This is a genomic window from Planococcus sp. TJ-201, from assembly GCF_058268495.1.
The window spans coordinates 400933-419275 of record NZ_JBZDOG010000001.1; the positions used below are offsets into that span (position 1 = coordinate 400933).

16 protein-coding genes are annotated in these 18343 nt (G+C 44.9%); all 16 read right to left on the reverse strand.

Going from position 1 to position 18343, the window contains the following annotated elements:
* Nucleotides 1-79: 79 nt before the first annotated feature.
* Nucleotides 80-349, reverse strand: coding sequence for a 30S ribosomal protein S15 (gene rpsO, locus AC4EG4_RS02250; protein WP_142826542.1), 270 nt, complete (start codon nt 347-349; stop codon nt 80-82).
* Nucleotides 350-484: 135 nt separating this feature from the next.
* The gene (gene ribF / locus AC4EG4_RS02255) at nt 485-1435 is read right to left on the reverse strand and encodes a riboflavin biosynthesis protein RibF (protein WP_490977960.1); all 951 of its coding nucleotides are present in this window, start codon (nt 1433-1435) and stop codon (nt 485-487) included.
* A gap of 4 nt (nt 1436-1439) precedes the next feature.
* Nucleotides 1440-2369 (reverse strand): tRNA pseudouridine(55) synthase TruB, encoded by a 930-nt coding sequence (truB, locus tag AC4EG4_RS02260; RefSeq protein ID WP_490977959.1) that lies wholly within the window; start codon nt 2367-2369, stop codon nt 1440-1442.
* A 68-nt stretch (nt 2370-2437) separates the two neighbouring features.
* Nucleotides 2438-2788: a 30S ribosome-binding factor RbfA gene (gene rbfA / locus AC4EG4_RS02265; RefSeq protein ID WP_142826545.1), complete on the reverse strand. Its 351-nt coding sequence runs from the start codon at nt 2786-2788 to the stop codon at nt 2438-2440.
* Nucleotides 2789-2806: 18 nt separating this feature from the next.
* Complete coding sequence (locus tag AC4EG4_RS02270; protein ID WP_142826546.1) at nt 2807-3085, reverse strand: DUF503 domain-containing protein; 279 nt, start codon at nt 3083-3085, stop codon at nt 2807-2809.
* On the reverse strand, nt 3082-5460 hold the full coding sequence (gene infB / locus AC4EG4_RS02275) for a translation initiation factor IF-2 (RefSeq protein ID WP_490986835.1): 2379 nt from the start codon (nt 5458-5460) through the stop codon (nt 3082-3084). Before infB ends, AC4EG4_RS02270 begins: the two co-directional genes overlap by 4 nt.
* A complete protein-coding gene (locus AC4EG4_RS02280) occupies nt 5438-5782 on the reverse strand; it encodes a YlxQ family RNA-binding protein (RefSeq protein ID WP_142826548.1) in 345 nt (114 codons plus the stop codon). Before AC4EG4_RS02280 ends, infB begins: the two co-directional genes overlap by 23 nt.
* Entirely contained in the window at nt 5782-6060 is a 279-nt protein-coding gene (gene rnpM, locus AC4EG4_RS02285; RefSeq protein WP_490977957.1) for an RNase P modulator RnpM, read from the reverse strand. Before rnpM ends, AC4EG4_RS02280 begins: the two co-directional genes overlap by 1 nt.
* Nucleotides 6061-6080: 20 nt before the next feature.
* Nucleotides 6081-7208, reverse strand: a complete 1128-nt coding sequence (gene nusA, locus AC4EG4_RS02290) for a transcription termination factor NusA (protein ID WP_490977956.1) — start codon at nt 7206-7208, stop codon at nt 6081-6083.
* Between the two features lie 21 nt (nt 7209-7229).
* Nucleotides 7230-7715 carry a ribosome maturation factor RimP gene (gene rimP / locus AC4EG4_RS02295; protein WP_490986836.1) on the reverse strand — a complete coding sequence of 162 codons (486 nt, stop codon included), beginning with the start codon at nt 7713-7715 and terminating at the stop codon, nt 7230-7232.
* A 125-nt stretch (nt 7716-7840) separates the two neighbouring features.
* Nucleotides 7841-12148 (reverse strand): PolC-type DNA polymerase III, encoded by a 4308-nt coding sequence (locus tag AC4EG4_RS02300; RefSeq protein ID WP_490986837.1) that lies wholly within the window; start codon nt 12146-12148, stop codon nt 7841-7843.
* 206 nt (nt 12149-12354) lie between these two features.
* Nucleotides 12355-14058 (reverse strand): proline--tRNA ligase, encoded by a 1704-nt coding sequence (locus AC4EG4_RS02305; protein ID WP_490977953.1) that lies wholly within the window; start codon nt 14056-14058, stop codon nt 12355-12357.
* A 100-nt stretch (nt 14059-14158) separates the two neighbouring features.
* Nucleotides 14159-15418, reverse strand: a complete 1260-nt coding sequence (rseP, locus tag AC4EG4_RS02310) for an RIP metalloprotease RseP (protein WP_490986838.1) — start codon at nt 15416-15418, stop codon at nt 14159-14161.
* A gap of 116 nt (nt 15419-15534) precedes the next feature.
* A complete protein-coding gene (dxr, locus tag AC4EG4_RS02315; protein WP_490977951.1) occupies nt 15535-16680 on the reverse strand; it encodes a 1-deoxy-D-xylulose-5-phosphate reductoisomerase in 1146 nt (381 codons plus the stop codon).
* A gap of 16 nt (nt 16681-16696) precedes the next feature.
* The gene (locus AC4EG4_RS02320) at nt 16697-17488 is read right to left on the reverse strand and encodes a phosphatidate cytidylyltransferase (protein ID WP_490977950.1); all 792 of its coding nucleotides are present in this window, start codon (nt 17486-17488) and stop codon (nt 16697-16699) included.
* Nucleotides 17485-18276 (reverse strand): undecaprenyl pyrophosphate synthase, encoded by a 792-nt coding sequence (uppS, locus tag AC4EG4_RS02325; RefSeq protein WP_490977949.1) that lies wholly within the window; start codon nt 18274-18276, stop codon nt 17485-17487. The genes AC4EG4_RS02320 and uppS overlap by 4 nt, the downstream gene beginning before the upstream one ends.
* Nucleotides 18277-18343 lie beyond the last annotated feature (67 nt).

The following is an 18343-nucleotide window of genomic DNA, read 5'->3' on the forward strand; positions in this document are numbered from 1 at the left end:
ATCCCGTGTGCGATGCGCTAGATTAAAGTTTTATCCATAAAGAAAAAGCGGGACGAATCCCGCTTTTTTCTGTTTGCTATTAACGGCGTAGGCCAAGTCTTGCGATTAACTCACGGTAGCGAGCTACTTCGTTTTCACGTAAGTATTTTAGCAAGTTACGACGGCGTCCAACCATTTTGAATAGACCACGACGTGAGTGATGATCTTTTTTGTGAGTACGTAAGTGCTCATTCAAATTGTTGATGTCTTCTGTAAGAATGGCGATTTGAATTTCTGCAGACCCAGTATCAGTGTCATGCACTTTGTATTCATTGATCAATTCATTTTTACGTTCTTGTGTGATTGCCATACTGTTTCCACCTCCTAATATCTGATATCCCCAATTACCGAGCAAACGTTGGTGATTCGATTTGCCAAGCAACGGTTTGTACATTCAGTACTCATAAATAATAGCACAAGGATTTTTCAAAATCAACTGCGCCGGTTAATTAATGCCCGCAAAAAAACGTTCGGCAGTTTCTTTGTCGCGCTGAATCTGTGTCTTTAACTCATCGATGCCCGAAAACTTCTGCTCATCGCGAATTCGTTCATGCCACTCCACTTCTACCATTTCACCGTAGATCGACTTGTCAAAATCGAGAATGTGGACTTCGATCACTTGTTTTTTGACGTCTGGATTATTGAAAGTCGGTTTGTAGCCAATGTTGCAAACACCGTTATGGTATTGATCCTGCACGCGAATTCTGACAGCATAGACGCCGCGGCTTGGCACAATGGCACCAAGCTCAGGCTCCACATTAGCTGTCGGAAACCCAATCGTACGGCCGCGTTTGTCGCCATTAACGACGGTGCCAATTACACGGAATGGGCGGCCCAGCAAATAACAGACTTGTTCGACTGCACCTTGCTTCAATAATTCACGGATGCGCGTTGAGCTGATTTTCTCATCTCCTGCTTCTTGCTTGTCAATGACTGTAACCTTATAAAAACCTTCTCCCACTCGTTTCATCAATGCCATGTCGCCTTTGCCTTTGCTGCCAAACGAAAAATCGAATCCAGCTGTGACATGTTTCACACCAAGACCTTTAACAAATATGTCGACAAATTCTTCCGGTGACAGTTTGGCAAATTCGGATGTAAAACGGACGATAAAGCAATAATCCACGCCCATCTCTTCCAGTATCTCCATTTTTTGTTGCATGGGTGTGATGTAAAAAACTTCTTCTTTGCGCCCGCCAAGCACGAGAGACGGGTGCGGATCAAAGGTCATGACTGCAGACTTGATGCCTTGTCGTTTGGCCTGTTCCATTGCTTCACCTATCACATGCTGATGTCCTTTATGTACGCCATCAAAAAAGCCGAGTGCCAGTGATAACGGGCCAGTCTTGCTAGTGGGTTTTACATGAATGGGATAACTCAAATGAATAATTTCCATATTGCTACACCTCGTCTGTTGTCGGAAAACCGAACATTTTTTCAGGTTTCATTTTGTCCGCTTTTTCAGGGTGATTTTTATACAGCGCCACAGGGTGTCCCTGGTACGTCAATACAACAAATCCCATTTGATCAAGTATGGCATGGCGTGCCAATACTTGGCCATTTTTCACAGCAAAAACCTGTTTTGGTTCAATTTCCATGAATGGAAATGCACTTAAACCGTAGCTGAGCGGTTTCAAAATATCACCAATATGTCCATTTTGGGCAAGTTCGGCCACTTCGGCAAGCGTAACGCAATCAGTTCGGTCAAATTTACCAGATTCCGTCCTTGTCAGCCTCGACATGTGCGCAGGATAGCCTAACGCTTCGCCAATTTGTACAGCCAGCGTCCGGATATACGTTCCTTTTCCACAGCGAATGCGGATATTAAATTTAACTTTCTGCCCGGTCCATTGCCGGTCACTGTCCAGCAACTCAATCGAGTCAATCCGGACAGTGCGCTCTGGACGTTCAACAGCAATTCCTTGGCGCGCATATTCGTAAAGTTTTTTGCCATTCACTTTCACGGCCGAATACATCGGCGGAATTTGTTTAATGTGGCCAGTCAGCCCTGCCAGTACATCTTCCACTTGCTCGCGTGTAATATTTTTTTCAGAAGCATCCGTGTCCACGGTTTCGCCAGTCGCATCTTCCGTTTCAGTCGAATAGCCAATAGTCACTTCCGCTTCATACGTCTTGCCCTGATCGGTGATGTATTCTGCCACTTTTGTGGTATTGCCGATACAGATTGGCAGCACGCCATCCACTTCAGGATCCAATGTCCCGGTGTGTCCGACTTTTTTTGTCTGCAGAATTTTTCTGAGTTTAAATACACAATCATGGGAGGTCATCCCTTTTTCTTTCCATAATGGAAGTATTCCATTTAACGCCATAATCCCTAGCTCCTTTGCTTGATGCAAAAAAAAAGCCTGCTATCTGGAATAGACAGCAGGCTTTGATTTTAATCTTCTTTTGGTTCTTGAATGTCACGCAATAGCGAATCAATTCGATTGCCGTATGCAACGGATGAATCGATTTCAAAAGACAGTTCAGGAGTTTTGCGAAGACGGATTCGCTGTCCAATTTCTGAACGGATAAATCCTTTTGACTTCGTTAACCCAAGCAATGTCTGCTCTTTTGCGTGGTCTTCGCCTAACACGCTGATGTATACAGTTGCCTGCTGGAGATCTCCTGTAACTTCAACATCTGTTACAGTGACAAATCCGATACGTGGATCTTTCAGTTTTCGGCTGATGATATCGCTAAGCTCTTTTTTCATCTGCTCAGCTACACGATTCGCGCGCATTGTCATTGCTAATCCACCTCGTTCTTACAAATATTCTTTTTCAATCTCCAAGCATTCCCAAGCAGGATTGCTTTCCAGATAGTAGAGAACCTGCGCCATTTCTTTATCTGCCACCTCTTTTGAGGATGACACAATCACAAAGGCAATACGCGTTCGCTGCCAGACATTCTGGTGGTCAATCTCTGCTGCGGAAACGTTGAATTTCTGTCTGCTGCGGGTCAGCATGCTTTTCACCACTGCCCGCTTATCTTTTAACGAATGGGCCGTTGGAATGAAAAATTCGCATTCCATGTACAGGATCATTTGCGTTCGATTTCTTCCATAACGTACGCTTCGATGATGTCTAATTCTTTCACATCGTTGAAGTTTTTGATGGTAATCCCGCATTCGTAGCCTTTTGCCACTTCTTTCGCATCGTCTTTAAAGCGTTTCAATGTGTCAATCTCACCTTCGAATACGACAATGCCTTCACGAATGACACGGACGCCGCTGTCTCTTGTGATTTTGCCTTCTGTTACATAGCTTCCGGCAATTGTTCCGACTTTAGAAACTTTAAACGTGCTGCGGATTTCTGCTTGGCCGATAATTTTTTCTTCAAATTCCGGATCAAGCAACCCTTTCATCGCGAATTCAATTTCTTCAATCACTTTGTAGATGATGCGGTGCAAACGAATGTCTACGCCTTCTGCATCCGCAGCGCGCTTCGCGTTCGCATCAGGACGAACGTTGAAACCGATAACGATGGCATTTGAAGCTGCAGCCAATGAAATATCAGATTCTGTAATGGCACCAGCGCCTGTGTGGATAATCTTCACATTAACGCCTTCAACATCGATTTTCAGAAGAGATGCAGCCATTGCTTCAACTGCTCCTTGTACGTCAGCTTTGACGATCAAGTTCAATTCTTTCATTTCGCCTTGCTTCAACTGATCAAACAAGTTATCAAGTGTTACCCGTGTTTTTTCAGAACGCTGAACTTGAAGCGCTGAAGTCGCACGCGTTTCTCCCACTTGACGAGCTGTTTTTTCATCTTCAAAGACAACAAAGCGGTCTCCTGCTTGAGGTACATCATTCAAACCAGTGATTTCAACCGGTGTTGACGGGCCAGCCTCTTTTACGCGGCGGCCAAGGTCAGATACCATCGCACGAACGCGGCCAAAAGTATTGCCGACAACGATTGGATCTCCAACTTTTAATGTTCCATCTTGCACAAGAAGTGTTGCTACAGAACCGCGGCCTTTATCCAGCTCAGCTTCAATAACAGTACCAATCGCACGGCGTGCAGGGTTGGCTTTTAATTCGCCGACCTCTGATACCAACAAGATCATTTCAAGCAACGAATCAATGCCGTCACCTTTTAAAGCAGAAATCGGTACGAAAATCGTATCGCCGCCCCAAGCTTCAGGAACCAATCCATGATCCGTCAATTCTTGCATTACACGGTCAGGGTTTGCACTAGGCTTATCCATTTTGTTGACCGCAATGATAATTGGAACTTCTGCTGCTTTGGCATGGTTGATTGCTTCCACTGTTTGTGGCATAACGCCGTCATCAGCTGCAACAACAATAATGGCAAGATCCGTTACTTTTGCGCCACGAGCACGCATCGTTGTAAACGCTGCGTGGCCTGGTGTATCAAGGAACGTAATTTTTTTGCCATTGTCGACCACTTGATAAGCACCGATATGCTGTGTGATGCCGCCTGCTTCTCCCGCTGTCACTTTCGTGTTGCGGATCGAATCAAGCAAAGTCGTTTTACCGTGGTCAACGTGGCCCATGATGGTAACAACTGGCGGACGTTCTTGGTTAAGGCTTTCGTCTTCTGGTTCAAAGTAAACTTCAAGATCGGTTTTATCCACCAGGATCTCTTCTTCTACTTCAACCTCATACTCAGCACAGATCAATTCGATTGCATCTTTATCCAACTCTTGGTTAATGGTCGCCATTACACCAAGCATGAATAATTTTTTAATGATTTCAGACGGCTCGCGCCCTAATTTTTTCGCCAGCTCAGCAACCGTTAATGATTCACTGAATGTAATTTTAGCTGGTAATTCTTTTTCTTTTTTAGGCATTGGCGGCAACGGATTTACCGGTTGTTGCTGCTTTCCTTTGCGGTTGCGGTTTTGGAAGCCGTTGCGGTTTCCGCCACCTGGACGTCCTGAAGAACGTTGGCCTGGACCTGCCGTAGGTTTAGCCGCTTTAGGTGTAAAATTTGATCCTGTTTTTGCAGGTGCAGTTGGTCGTTGGCCATTTCCTTGTGAACGGGATTGCCCTTGACTCGGTGCTGCTGCTGGACGGGATTGGCTTTGTCCGGATGGACGCGACTGGCCGCCCTGAGATGGACGGGATTGCCCTTGGTTTGATGGACGTTGCCCTTGGCCAGAAGGACGTGACTGCCCACCTTGAGACGGACGGGATTGCCCTTGACTTGATGGACGCGATTGCCCACCTTGTGTTGGACGCGATTGGCCCTGGCTCGCTGGACGTGATTGCGCTGGTGGGCGCTGTCCTGCTGACGCATTTTTGTAAATGCTGTCTAATTTCGATACAGCATTGTCTTCCAATGTCGCCATATGGTTTTGTACGGTAATGTTATGTTTAGACAACTCATTAATAATCTCTTTGCTTGGCTTGTCTACCTTCTTAGCGTATTCATGTACTCGAATTTTGGTCATCTGCTCGCCCCCGATTAATTTCTTCGAATAAGCTGGTTATTTTTTTCGCAAAACCTTTATCGGTAATTGCAATTACTACCCGCTCTTCTTTGCCTATCGCATGTCCCAACTCGAAACGGGATGCAAAAACATGAACATCCACTCCATACGATTTGCATTTGTCGTGCAATTTTTTACTGGTGTTGTCTGAAGCATCTTCTGAGACAATAACTAATTTCGCTTTGCCTTTTCGGACTTCGTTCACGGTCATTTCTTCGCCGGAAATGGTCATTCTTGCACGTGTCGCCAACCCCAGCAATTGAAGAATTTTTTGTTTGGTCATTATTTCAACTGCTCTCTAAGAACGACGCGAATTAACTCATCATAAATTTCGTCTGGAACTTTGACTTCTAATTGCTTGTCCAGCACTTTCTTTTTACGGGCAGCCGCGATGGCATCTTCCGTTTTCGAAACGTATGCGCCGCGCCCTGACTTCTTGCCCGTCAAATCAACGGACACTTCGCCTTCTTTCGAGCGGACAACACGGATCATTTCTTTTTTAGGATACATCTCGCCTGTAGCCACACATTTCCGTAATGGAATTTTCTTTTGCAGAGCCAACGGACATCACCTTTTCTACATTATTCTTTTTCTTCGTAAAAATCAAAGTCGTCCAGTTCTTCACCGGATTCCACTAGTTCGATGTCAGCGTCGGGGTTTGGGTAAATTCCAAGTTCCCGCGCGTCTGTTTCGCTCTTAATGTCAATCTTCCAACCGGTTAATTTTGCTGCCAAGCGCGCATTTTGACCGCGCTTGCCGATTGCAAGAGATAATTGATAATCTGGAACGACAACCGTAGTTGACTTCGCATCTTCATTTACTTGAACATCCAATACTTTGGATGGGCTAAGCGCGTTTGCAACAAAGACAACCGGCTCTTCAGACCATTCCACAATATCAATTTTTTCCCCACTCAATTCATTGACGATCGTCTGAACACGTCCACCTTTAGATCCAACACACGAACCAACTGGATCGATGTCGTCACGATGAGCAAAAACAGAGATTTTTGAACGATCTCCCGCTTCCCGTGCAATCGATTTGATTTCAACAATGCCATCATAAATTTCAGGGACTTCGTTTTCAAAGAGACGGCGAAGCAAACCTGGATGAGTGCGTGAAACAAAAACTTGCGGTCCGCGTGTTGTGCGTTCCACTTTTGTGATGTACACCTTGATGCGGTCATGCGGCTTGTAATGCTCATTCGGCATTTGCTCTGTCTGCGGAAGCACAGCTTCCACTTTGCCAAGGCCAACATACAAGTTGCGTGCGTCCATGCGTTCAACGATGCCGTTAACGATATCATCTGCACGATCAACAAACTCTTCAAAGATCAAACCGCGTTCCGCTTCACGGACACGCTGAGTAACTACTTGTTTCGCTGTTTGCGCAGCAATGCGTCCGAAGTTTCGCGGCGTTACTTCTTCTTCCACAACATCACCGAGTTCATATGCCGGGTTGATCACTTTCGCGTCTTCCAACGCAATGTGAAGGCGTTCGTCTTCGACTTCCTCCACTACATCTTTGCGGGAATATACCAGCATGGTGCCAGTGTTCAAGTTTAAATCAACACGAACATTTTGTGCTTGGTTGAAATTCCGTTTGTACGCCGTTACCAATGCCGCTTCAATCGCTTCAATCAGGACTTCGCGTGAAATCCCTTTTTGTTTTTCTAATACTTCAAAAGCATCTAATAACTCACTGCTCATTTATATTCACTCCCAGGTTCTTCAATCAGGTTTTACAGAAAAATCAATGGCCAAACGAATAACTGCAATCTTCTCTTTTGGAATGTTAAGTATTTTTCTGCGTGTTTTGATTTTAATTTCAATTTCCACTTGATCATCGTCATAAGATTTTAAGTAACCTTCAAATTCTTTTGCATCTTCAACCGGTTCATACGTTTTGATGTAAATAAATTTGCCGATCGCTTTTTCAAAATCCTTTTCTTTCTTTAAAGGACGTTCTGCACCCGGTGATGAAACTTCCAGGAAATAGTTTTGTTCGATTGGATCTAGTTGATCCAGAATCTCACTTAGTTTCTCACTTACCAGCGCACATTGATCAATGTCAATGGGTGCTTCCGGATTGTCCACATACACTCGTAAAAACCAGTCGCGGCCTTCTTTTAAGAATTCCACATCTACAAGTTCCAGTGCCAATTCACTGGTGATGGGCTGTACTATCTGCTCGATTTGTTCTGTAATTTTGCTCATACATGCCTCCCGCCAATTTTATGCCATAACAAACAGAAAAGAGCGGGAGAACCCACTCTTCTGCGACAGAGCTATCAGTAAATGTTACTTCAATAATACCACAAACCGCGCCGTGGTGCAACCGGCTAGAACAAGGACAACTGGTTTGCCTCAGGCATTCCTTCCAGACAGCCAAGATCATCCATGTATTCGATAATGGTTTTGGAAACACGGCCGCGTTGCTGAAGGTCTTCCTTCGACAAGAATTCTCCGTGCTCTCTTGCAGCAACGATTGATTTCGCTGCATTGGTTCCCAGTCCTGGAATAGCATTGAACGGCGGAATCAAGCTGTTGCCTTCAATGATAAATTGATCAGCTGAAGATTTGTACAGATCCACTTTCTGGAACGTGAATCCGCGTTCGACCATTTCCAGTGTCAGTTCCATAACTGTTAATAAGTTTTTCTCTTTTGTCGATGCTTCCAATCCTTTGGCATTGATTTCATCGATTTTAGCTCGGATTGCATGTGATCCTTTTGCCATCGCCTGCACATCAAAATCTTCTGCCCGAACTGTAAAGTAAGCTGCGTAATACAGAACTGGGAAATGCACTTTGAAGTAGGCAATCCGCACTGCCATCAACACATAGGCAGCTGCGTGGGCTTTCGGGAACATGTACTTGATTTTTTTGCAAGATTCGATGTACCAGTTCGGCACTCCTTCTTTTTTCATGGCTTCTTCAAATTCTGGCGTCAAGCCCTTCCCTTTACGGACAGACTCCATAATTTTGAATGCCAATGAAGATTCAAGCCCCTGATAAATCAAGTAAACCATAATGTCATCTCGGCAGCCAATAACATCGGACAGCTGGCAAGTGCCATTTTGGATCAGTTCCTGTGCATTGCTCAGCCAAACGTCCGTCCCGTGGGACAGTCCAGATATTTGAACCAGTTCCGAGAACGTGTTCGGCTTTGTTTCTTCAAGCATCTGGCGCACAAAACGTGTTCCAAATTCCGGTATGCCAAGTGTACCGGTCTTACAGCCGATCTGCTCTTTGGTAACTCCGAGCGATTCAGGCCCGGCAAATATTTTCATCACTTCCGGATCATCTGTTGGAATGGTCTTCGGATCGATGCCGGATAAATCTTGAAGCATGCGGATAACGGTTGGATCATCGTGTCCGAGTATATCCAGCTTCAGTAAATTATCGTGGATCGAGTGGAAATCAAAATGCGTTGTTTTCCATTCAGAATCCTGGGCGTCTGCCGGAAACTGAATCGGCGAAAAGTCGTAGATGTCCATATAGTCTGGAACAACGATGATTCCCCCTGGATGCTGCCCCGTGCTCCGCTTGACGCCCGAGCAACCTTGTACAAGGCGATCGATTTCTGCGCCTCTCAGCGTCATCTCCCGGTCATTCGCATAGCCGCGAACATATCCATAAGCGGTTTTTTCTGCAACCGTTCCGATGGTCCCAGCACGGAATACATTGTCTTCTCCAAATAATTCTTTTGTATAATTATGGGCTTTTGATTGGTATTCCCCACTGAAGTTCAAATCGATATCGGGAACTTTATCCCCTTTAAATCCAAGGAAGGTTTCAAACGGAATATCCTGCCCTTCTTTTTGGTAAGGAACGTCGCAATCCGGACAGTTTTTGTCTTTTAAATCAAATCCAGAGCTGACAGACCCGTCATCGAAAAACTCCGATTTTTTGCATTTTCTGCAAATATAATGCGGCGGCAGCGGGTTTACTTCTGTGATTTCTGTCAGTGTCGCAACCAGCGAAGAGCCGACTGAACCACGGGAACCAACCAGATAGCCGTCATCCAAAGATTTTTTAACAAGTTTGTGTGAAATCAAGTAGATAACCGCAAATCCGTGCCCAATAATGGATTTCAACTCTTTTTCAATGCGGGCTTCCACGATTTCTGGCAAGGTCGGTCCATAAATTTGATGGGCCATTCCGTAGCTTAACTCGCGGACTTCTTCGTCAGCACCTTCAATTTTAGGCGTGTAGAGTTCGTCTTTGATCGGTTTTACAACATCAATCATCTCAGAAATTTTCACGGAGTTTGCAACTACAAGTTCATGTGCCGTTTCACTTCCCAGAAAATCAAAAGCATCCAGCATTTCACTGGTCGTACGGAAATGCACTTTCGGCAATTTATGGCGGTTCAACGGATTGGCTCCGCCTTGAGATCCAATCAGCACTTGCCGGAAAATCGCATCGGTTTCGTCCAGGTAATGAACGTTGCCTGTCGCAACGAGTGGGATTTCCAACTTGCGGCTGATTTTCACGAGTTTGCGGATAATGTCTTCCAAATTCCATTCATCGCGAATCATTTCCCGTTCAATCAAATGGGAATACACTTCTTTTGGATGAACTTCCAAATAATCATAGAACTGTGCAGTCCTCTCGACTTCTTCCATCGATTTTTGCATGACAGCCTCAAAAACTTCGCCTTTGTCACAGCCGGATCCAACAAGCAAGCCTTTTCGGTGCCTTTGCAAAAGCGACCGTGGTATGCGCGGAACGCGGTAGAAATAATCGATATGCGACGCGGAAACCAATTTGAACAGGTTTTTCAACCCTTCATCATTTTGCGCCAACAGCGTGCAATGGGTCGGGCGCGAACGTTTATAAGCATCGCCGCTGCCAACATAATCATTGAGCTGGTCGTGGTACAAAATGCCTTTTTGGTCGGCTTCTTTTAAGAGATACGTTAATAAATACGAGGTCGCCTCGGTATCGTAGATGGCCCGGTGATGCTGGGTCAATTCGATGCCGAATTTTTTGGCCAATGTGTTCAACCGGTGATTTTTCAGCTCCGGGTGAAGCATACGCGCCAATTCCAACGTGTCAATGGTTGCGTGCTTTGTATCAATGCCAAATTTCTTATAGCATACATACAGGAAGCCCATGTCGAATGATGCGTTGTGCGCGACCATAATGTGGTCGCCTGCCCATTCATGGTATTTGCGGATCACTTCTTCCACTTCTGGCGCATCTTTCACCATATCATCGGTGATTCCGGTCAAGTCAATCGTCGTGGACGACAATTCATGATGCGGGTTGGCAAAACTCTCGAACTTGTCGATAATCTGTCCGCCTTTAATTTTCACCGCGGCAAGTTCAATAATGGTATCGTAAACAGCAGACAAGCCTGTCGTCTCCAAGTCAAACACCACAAATGTTTCTTCTTCGAGTAACGCGTGGCGCTCTTCGTAGGCAATCGGCACGCCGTCATCCACTAAGTTTGCTTCCAGGCCAAAAATCGCTTTAATGCCATGTTTTTTGCTGGCAGCATAAGCATCCGGAAATGACTGGACACCGGCGTGATCGGTAATGGCGATGGCTGGATGTCCCCATTTAGCCGCTTGGCTCACAAGAGATTCAACAGACGAAACTGCGTCCATTTGGCTCATCGGCGTATGCAGATGCAGTTCTACTCGTTTTTCTTCCGCTGTATCGCGGCGAAGTTCAGGTTTGATTTCAACCATATCCTGCGCCATCATCACCAAATCACGTACAAATGTATCGGTTTGGATCGATCCGCGCGCTTTCAGCCACATGCCTTTTTTGGCATTGGCCATCAACTCAGCATCTTCTTTGTCACGCGAGAACATTTTGACAAGAATCGAATCTGTGTAATCCGTGATTTTCACTGTCAGCAAGGAACGTCCGCTTCGAAGTTCTCTCACTTCCGCATCAAAGACATAGCCTTCAATTGTGACGCGGCGCTCTTCATCGACAATGGATTTAATCTCAGAAATGGTTTCATCCGGTTTAATCGCAGTCCCCATTTGGAACGGTCCTGATGGTGTGCCGTTTTCTTTACGATCCGTTTCCCGCTTTTTCATATCCGACAGCGCTTTTTTTGCCATCTCTTCTTCTTCTCTCAGCCGTTCAGCCATAAACGCTTCATGGGCCGCTTCTTGGTTGTCGTCAGACAGTTGGAAATCGATCGCTACGTGAGGAAACCCGAATTGCTGGTACACTCCTGCCAGTTTGTCGCTGTACTTTGATTTTAATGCCATCATTTCGTGCTGGTGGTTGCATTGCAGCATCAGCTTGTTGCCATTCCATACAGGTGCCTGCGACAACAGCCGGTCACGCAGTGGCGGCGCCATGTCTGCCAGTTCTTCCACAGCGTATTTCCAATAAGCCATGACCAGCTCTTCTTGAGCGCTATCCTGAGCGGACTCGATATTCAATTGAATGGATGCGATTGGAGAAAACGTGCTATACAAACGTTCTTTTAATAATAAATACAATTCGATTGGCAGGATGCCTTTCACTTTCACAAGAAATTTCCAGGACCGCTCTTTTTTATGGACGGTCATCCGTGTCAGTTCAGCCTCTTCGAAAAAGGGCATATGGACATCGTCCGTTAAGTCGAGATGCTGAAGCAGTAATTTAAAGCGCATCTTAGGATCTTGCTGGTTTGTCATAACTATCCCCTTCGTGGTAGTGATTTAAGAAAACATAAATTCCTGTTGCCATATTGCATTAGAGCCTGAGCAATTTATATGTTGAACTAATGAATGTAAGACTGCAACTTCTTGAAAACTATATAAGGCATTTTTTCGCAAAAGCGAGCAGAAAAAGAAAGGAAAGTACAGTATGTACTTTCCTTTCATCATATCAGATTTTGCTGTTATTTTTTAAAGAACTGCTGCAATTGATCAAGCAATTCTTCACGCGTCCATTCGAAAGTTTCACCGGTCCGCCGTATTTTAACTTCCAGTATTCCTTCAGCCGCTTTTTTGCCGATGGTGATGCGAATCGGCAAACCGATCAAATCTGCATCTGTGAATTTCACGCCCGCCCGTTCTTTCCGGTCATCGAGCAACACTTCGTAACGGTTGGATTTCAATAAGGTATACAGTTCTTCACCCAGCTCGCGCTGCGCATCGTCTTTGACGTTTACCGGCACCAAGTGGACCTCGTAAGGTGCCACAACATCTGGCCATGTAAAGCCATTATCGTCCTGGAACTGCTCAGCCACTGCTGCCATAACACGTGACACACCAATTCCGTAGCATCCCATAATATAAGGCATCGCTTTGCCTTGATCATTCAGGAATGTGCCTTTTAGCGGAATGCTGTAAGTTGTACCTAGTTTAAAGATATGGCCAACTTCAATGCCTTTGGCAAATTGAATAGTTCCCTGGCCGTCTGGAGAAGCATCTCCTTCTTGAATAAAGCGCAAGTCATGATAAGCGGCAACCGTAAAGTCTTTCCCAGAAGTGACGTTTTTATAGTGTTGGCCGTTTTCATTGGCGCCTGTTACTCCATTGACGATGTTTTCTACTGCGTGATCTGCAAACAGACGAACATCTTCCGGCAAGTTGATTGGGCCAAGCGAGCCGATGTCGCAAGACAGTAATTGCTGAACTTCTTCTGGCGTTGCCATTTCAATCACTTTTGCACCTGTTGCATGTTTGACTTTAACGTCGTTGATTTCATGGTCGCCTCTTGCCAAAACAATGACCAATTCCTCATCCGCTTTAAACACAAGTGTTTTAATGCATTTTTCAGCAGAGACCTCAAAGAAATCTGCTACATCAGAAATGGTGTTTTTACCTGGTGTCGCCACTTTCTCCATTGCTCCAGGTGTTTCAGTTGAAGCTGGGTAGGAAACGTCGACAGCGGCCATTTCGATATTGGCTGCATATGAAGAAGTATCTGAATAAGCGATCGTGTCTTCGCCAATTTCCGACAGCACCATGAATTCATGATTGTCTTTTCCGCCAATGGCGCCCGAATCGGCTATAACTGCCCGGAAATTCAAACCAAGGCGTGTAAAGATATTGGTATATGCCCGCATCATGACATCATACGTTTCATCCAAGCTCTCAGGAGTGGCATGGAACGAATAGGCATCTTTCATCAGAAACTCACGGCCGCGCAACAAACCGAAACGTGGACGTTTTTCATCTCTAAATTTCGATTGTATTTGGAACAAGTTTAACGGAAGCTTCTTGTAGGATTTAATTTCGTCGCGCAAGAGACTGGTAATAACTTCTTCGTGTGTCGCACCGAGTGCAAACTCACGGTCATTGCGGTCTTTCAAACGCATCAATTCGTCGCCGTATGAATACCAGCGGCCAGATTCCTGCCATAATTCGGCTTGCTGAAGCGCTGGCATAAAGATTTCTACACTGTTAGCGGCTTCCATTTCTTCACGGATAATCGTTTCGACTTTTTGCAGCACGCGTTTGCCGAGCGGAAGAAACGAATAAATGCCGCTCGTGTTTTGGCGAATAAAGCCTGCACGCAATAAGAGCTGATGCGATTTTACTTCTGCATCGGCAGGCGTTTCACGCAAGGTTGGGATAAAAGTTGCTGTTTGTTTCATTCCAAAATACACCTCAACTGACTATAGAATTTTATTGACAATTTAAAAGTTCAGGACAGGCAAAATTGACTGCCTGTCCGGTAATTCCCGCTTGCTTATATTAAAAGAAATATCTTTGGATATCGTTCCAAGTCACCACAATCATTAGCAGCATCAGAAGCATGATCCCAACAAAGTGAACCATTCCTTCTTTTTGCCGATCAACCGGTTTGCCGCGTACCGCTTCAAGAATGAAGAACATAAGACGTCCCCCATCCAGTGCTGGAAGTGGCAAAAGGTTCATGATTCCCAAGTTGATGCTTAGCATACCTGCCCAGCTCATCAAGGTAAAGATGCCGTATTGCGCCACTTCTTCAGTCGTTTTGTAAATTCCGACCGGACCTGACAAAGCATCAATCGTAAATTGGCCCGTTACGAGCATTCCCAACAATCGGAAAATTTCTTGGAACCAAAAGATGGTTTGCTCAGCACCGTAGACAAAAGATCCGAGAAAATCTTTTTCTACTGGGCTTTGGTAAAGTACGCCGATTACACCGATTTCTTCAGGGGACTGCTCTGAAATTTCGGGTGTAATGGTAAAGTTTAACGACTCGCCGTCCCGTTCAACATTAAAATCAAGCGCATTGCCAGCATTGTTCTGAACCGATTCAACCAGTTCATCCCAAGTAGAAATCGGATCGCCTTCAATCTCAGTGACCAAATCCCCGTCCTGCATGCCAGCTTCTGCTGCCGGACTTTCTTCCGTCACTTCGGTAATAATGGGTTCAAACGTTGGCACTCCCTGCATCATGCCAAGCGCAGTGAAAATAAAAAATGCGAGAATGAAGTTGAAAAGCGGTCCTGCAAAAATGGTCATAAAACGCTTTCCAACCGATTTCGAATCAAATTGGCGATCGTAAGGAGCCAAAATGGTTTCTCTGCCATTTTCCTCTACGACGGCATCGCGCGCTACTTCAATGTGCACCAATTTTTCATCTTCGTCGTACCCTTTAATCCATAGCCCTTTTTCCAGATCCGCTTCCTCTACTTCAAGAAACAAAATTTCTGGATATACATGCTTTTGGTTCATGATGATTTTCTTGGCCTGGCCTTCTTTGTTTAACAGAACGCCGATGCGATGGCCTGCTTGAAGGTGGATGGTATCCATATCTTCGCCTGCCATGCGCACATAGCCGCCGATTGGCAGTAAGCGCAAGGTGTAAAGTGTTTCTCCTTTGGTAATGCCCAAAACCTTTGGACCCATTCCTATCGCAAATTCGCGTACTAAAATGCCCGCGCGCTTTGCAAGAAGGAAATGGCCAAGTTCATGAAAAAATACTAAGGCACCGAAAATTATTATAAACGATAGAACTGTTTCCATTATGAACCCACCCTTTTAAAGAGAAACTCGCTTGATGGACTTTTTTTCATCCATCAAGTGTTAGTTGATTCAATGACCGGCAAAGCAGGATAAACTTATTCGGTTTTGATCTTTAGCTATTTTATCATGTTTTTTACAGATTTTCTCGTTTCAGCATCGACATGCAAAATCGTTTCCAAATCCGGATTTGCCAATACTTCGTGCTGATCCATAGCACGCTCGATCATTTCTTCGATCTGCAGGAACTTGATTTCTTCGTTAAGAAATAAAGCAACAGCCTGCTCGTTTGCTGCGTTGAGCACAGTCGTCATCGTACCTCCTGCAATGCCGGCATCAAATGCCAATTGCAATGCACGGAAACGTTTGTAGTCCATTTCCTGGAAATTCAACTTTCCAATTTCAGCTAAATTTAGGCGTTTTGCCTGAGGGCGCGGCAATCGGTCCGGATAAGACAAAGCGTATTGAATCGGTACACGCATGTCCGGTGTTCCAAGCTGTGCCATCACACTCGTGTCATGAAATTCAACCATGGAATGGATGATGCTCTCGCGGTGAAGAACCACATCAATATCGGCATAAGCAAAGTCGAACAGAATATGCGCTTCGATCACTTCAAGCCCCTTATTGACCATGGTAGCGGAATCAATGGTGATTTTTGATCCCATTGACCAATTCGGATGGTTTAATGCATCCTGAACCGTAACATTTTGAAGCTGCTCTCGCGTTAAATCCCGGAAGCTGCCTCCGGAAGCAGTTAAGATTAATCGGCTGGCCTGATCTTTCTTTTCGCCGTTCAGCGCCTGAAAAAGCGCTGAGTGCTCGCTGTCAACTGGCAAAATGACCGCTCCGTAATGTTTTGCGCTGTCCATGACCAAATGGCCTGCTGTCACCAATGTTTCTTTGTTGGCAATTGCAATGGTGCGGCCAAGTTTTATGGCTTCCAGTGTGGGTTCAAGACCTACACTGCCAAGTACAGCATTCACCAGAATATCTGCATCGTATACAGCGACTTCTGTCAGCCCTTCAGCGCCAGCTACAAATGACACTGCTGGAAATTCTGCAGCCAAGTCTTTAGCGTCTTGCAATTGCTGCACGCAGACGATTTCTGGAGCAAATTCGGCAATCAGTTTCCGGGTAATGTCCATATTTTTTCCGGCAGAAAAGCCGATTAATGAAAACTCAGTCGGGTGTTCACGAATAATATCAGCTGTCTGCACACCGATCGAACCGGTCGCACCAAGCAGGATGATTTTTTTTACCATTTAGCAATTTCCTCTCTTAGATGAAATGTAAAAAATGAAGCAATGGCATAACGAACAAGATGCTGTCAAAGCGATCGAGAATGCCGCCGTGTCCAGGCAGAATGGAGCCTGAGTCTTTTACATTGAAGTGGCGCTTTAGCGCAGATTCTACCAGGTCGCCCATTTGCCCAAAGACTGAGGCGATGATGGTTACAACGATGATCAACAAAATCGAGTGATTTAAAGGAATAAAATAATTGAATACAAGTGCAAATCCAATTGCATAAATGATGCCGCCTACAAATCCTTCAATCGTTTTGTTTGGAGAAATCTCCGGCCATAGTTTTCGTTTGCCAATTTTGCGCCCGGTGAAATAAGCACCCGAATCTGTAAACCAAACAATCAGCAACGCAAAAATCAACACACTGAGACTGGCTTCGCGCGTTTCGATAAAATAAAAGAAACCGATGCCAACATATAAAGTTCCTAAAATAGCAAAAGCAGCGTCATCAAAAGTGAAGCTGTTTTTCACAATTACGGTATGTATTAAAAGAAGGATAACAGCCAAAAATGCAAATTCAACTTTTTCATAGCCGGTCCATTCATAAACCTGCATCGCCCACTGATCCGGCAGCATAAACGCATACAATGCCAACAGTGAAATAAGGCCGGGAATACTCAACAAACTCCGGCCCTTCATTTTCAAAAGTTCCTGTAAAGCAACCGTACCCAATAAATAAACCAGCAGAATAAACGGTATGCCGCCATAAATAACAAAAGGGATGAAAAGAGCTGCCGCAATGACACCTGTTATAATCCGTTGTTTCATTTCACTTCGTCCCCCTTCAACCCTCCGTACCGGCGATTGCGCTTTTGATATATTTCAATCGCTTCCAGTAAGGATTCTTCATTAAAATCGGGCCACAAGGTTTCCGTGAACCAAAACTCGGTATAAGCTAACTGCCAAAGCATGAAATTGCTTAAACGGACTTCTCCGCTTGTCCGGATCAGCAAATCAGGTTCTGGCAAATCTTTTGTCATTAACCCTCCGGAAATAAGGTCTTCGTTAATATCGCAGACGTCCAGCGTTCCTGCTGCTACTTGCGCTGCTATGTCTTTTACAGCATCCACAATTTCTGCACGGCTGCCATAATTCAACGCAAAATTTAGCACAAGTCCCGTGTTGTTTTTCGTAGCCTCTTTTGCTTTTTTAATCGCTCGAAGTGTATGCAAAGGCAAATTATGATGATACCCCATCATTTCGACTCGAACGTTTTCCTCAATCAATTCCGGCAGAAAAGTTGTCAGAAATTCTTCAGGCAAGCGCATTAAAAAATCCACTTCAATTTTTGGGCGTTTCCAATTTTCAGTGGAAAAGGCATACAAGGTCAATACACTGACACCGAGCTCATTGGCAAGCTTGGTCACTTTGCGGACAGTCTTCATTCCTTCATGGTGTCCTGCAACTCTTGGAAGTGAACGTTTTTTTGCCCAGCGTCCATTGCCATCCATAATTATTGCTATATGAGCCGGTACGGCTTCTTTCGAAATCAAAACTGAACGATCTCCGGTTTCCAGGACCAAGTCAGTATTTCGTTTTAGTAGTTTATTGAACATAGTTAATCCTCCACCTATTACAAATCGGCATGTCTAATGCTTATCATATCAAAAAAAATGACATTGT

Bases quoted from the DNA above. Each gene is read 5' to 3' on its own strand.
- AC4EG4_RS02280 (WP_142826548.1), bottom strand. From the start codon at position 5,782: ATGACCAAACAAAAAATTCTTCAATTGCTGGGGTTGGCGACACGTGCA.
- uppS (WP_490977949.1), bottom strand. From the start codon at position 18,276: ATGTTCAATAAACTACTAAAACGAAATACTGACTTGGTCCTGGAAACC.
- AC4EG4_RS02305 (WP_490977953.1), bottom strand. From the start codon at position 14,058: ATGAAACAAACAGCAACTTTTATCCCAACCTTGCGTGAAACGCCTGCC.
- AC4EG4_RS02300 (WP_490986837.1), bottom strand. From the start codon at position 12,148: ATGACAAACCAGCAAGATCCTAAGATGCGCTTTAAATTACTGCTTCAG.
- nusA (WP_490977956.1), bottom strand. From the start codon at position 7,208: ATGAGCAGTGAGTTATTAGATGCTTTTGAAGTATTAGAAAAACAAAAA.
- rpsO (WP_142826542.1), bottom strand. From the start codon at position 349: ATGGCAATCACACAAGAACGTAAAAATGAATTGATCAATGAATACAAA.
- truB (WP_490977959.1), bottom strand. From the start codon at position 2,369: ATGGCGTTAAATGGAATACTTCCATTATGGAAAGAAAAAGGGATGACC.
- AC4EG4_RS02270 (WP_142826546.1), bottom strand. From the start codon at position 3,085: ATGATCCTGTACATGGAATGCGAATTTTTCATTCCAACGGCCCATTCG.
- rseP (WP_490986838.1), bottom strand. From the start codon at position 15,418: ATGGAAACAGTTCTATCGTTTATAATAATTTTCGGTGCCTTAGTATTT.
- dxr (WP_490977951.1), bottom strand. From the start codon at position 16,680: ATGGTAAAAAAAATCATCCTGCTTGGTGCGACCGGTTCGATCGGTGTG.
- AC4EG4_RS02320 (WP_490977950.1), bottom strand. From the start codon at position 17,488: ATGAAACAACGGATTATAACAGGTGTCATTGCGGCAGCTCTTTTCATC.
- rimP (WP_490986836.1), bottom strand. From the start codon at position 7,715: ATGAGCAAAATTACAGAACAAATCGAGCAGATAGTACAGCCCATCACC.
- ribF (WP_490977960.1), bottom strand. From the start codon at position 1,435: ATGGAAATTATTCATTTGAGTTATCCCATTCATGTAAAACCCACTAGC.
- rbfA (WP_142826545.1), bottom strand. From the start codon at position 2,788: ATGACAATGCGCGCGAATCGTGTAGCTGAGCAGATGAAAAAAGAGCTT.
- infB (WP_490986835.1), bottom strand. From the start codon at position 5,460: ATGACCAAAATTCGAGTACATGAATACGCTAAGAAGGTAGACAAGCCA.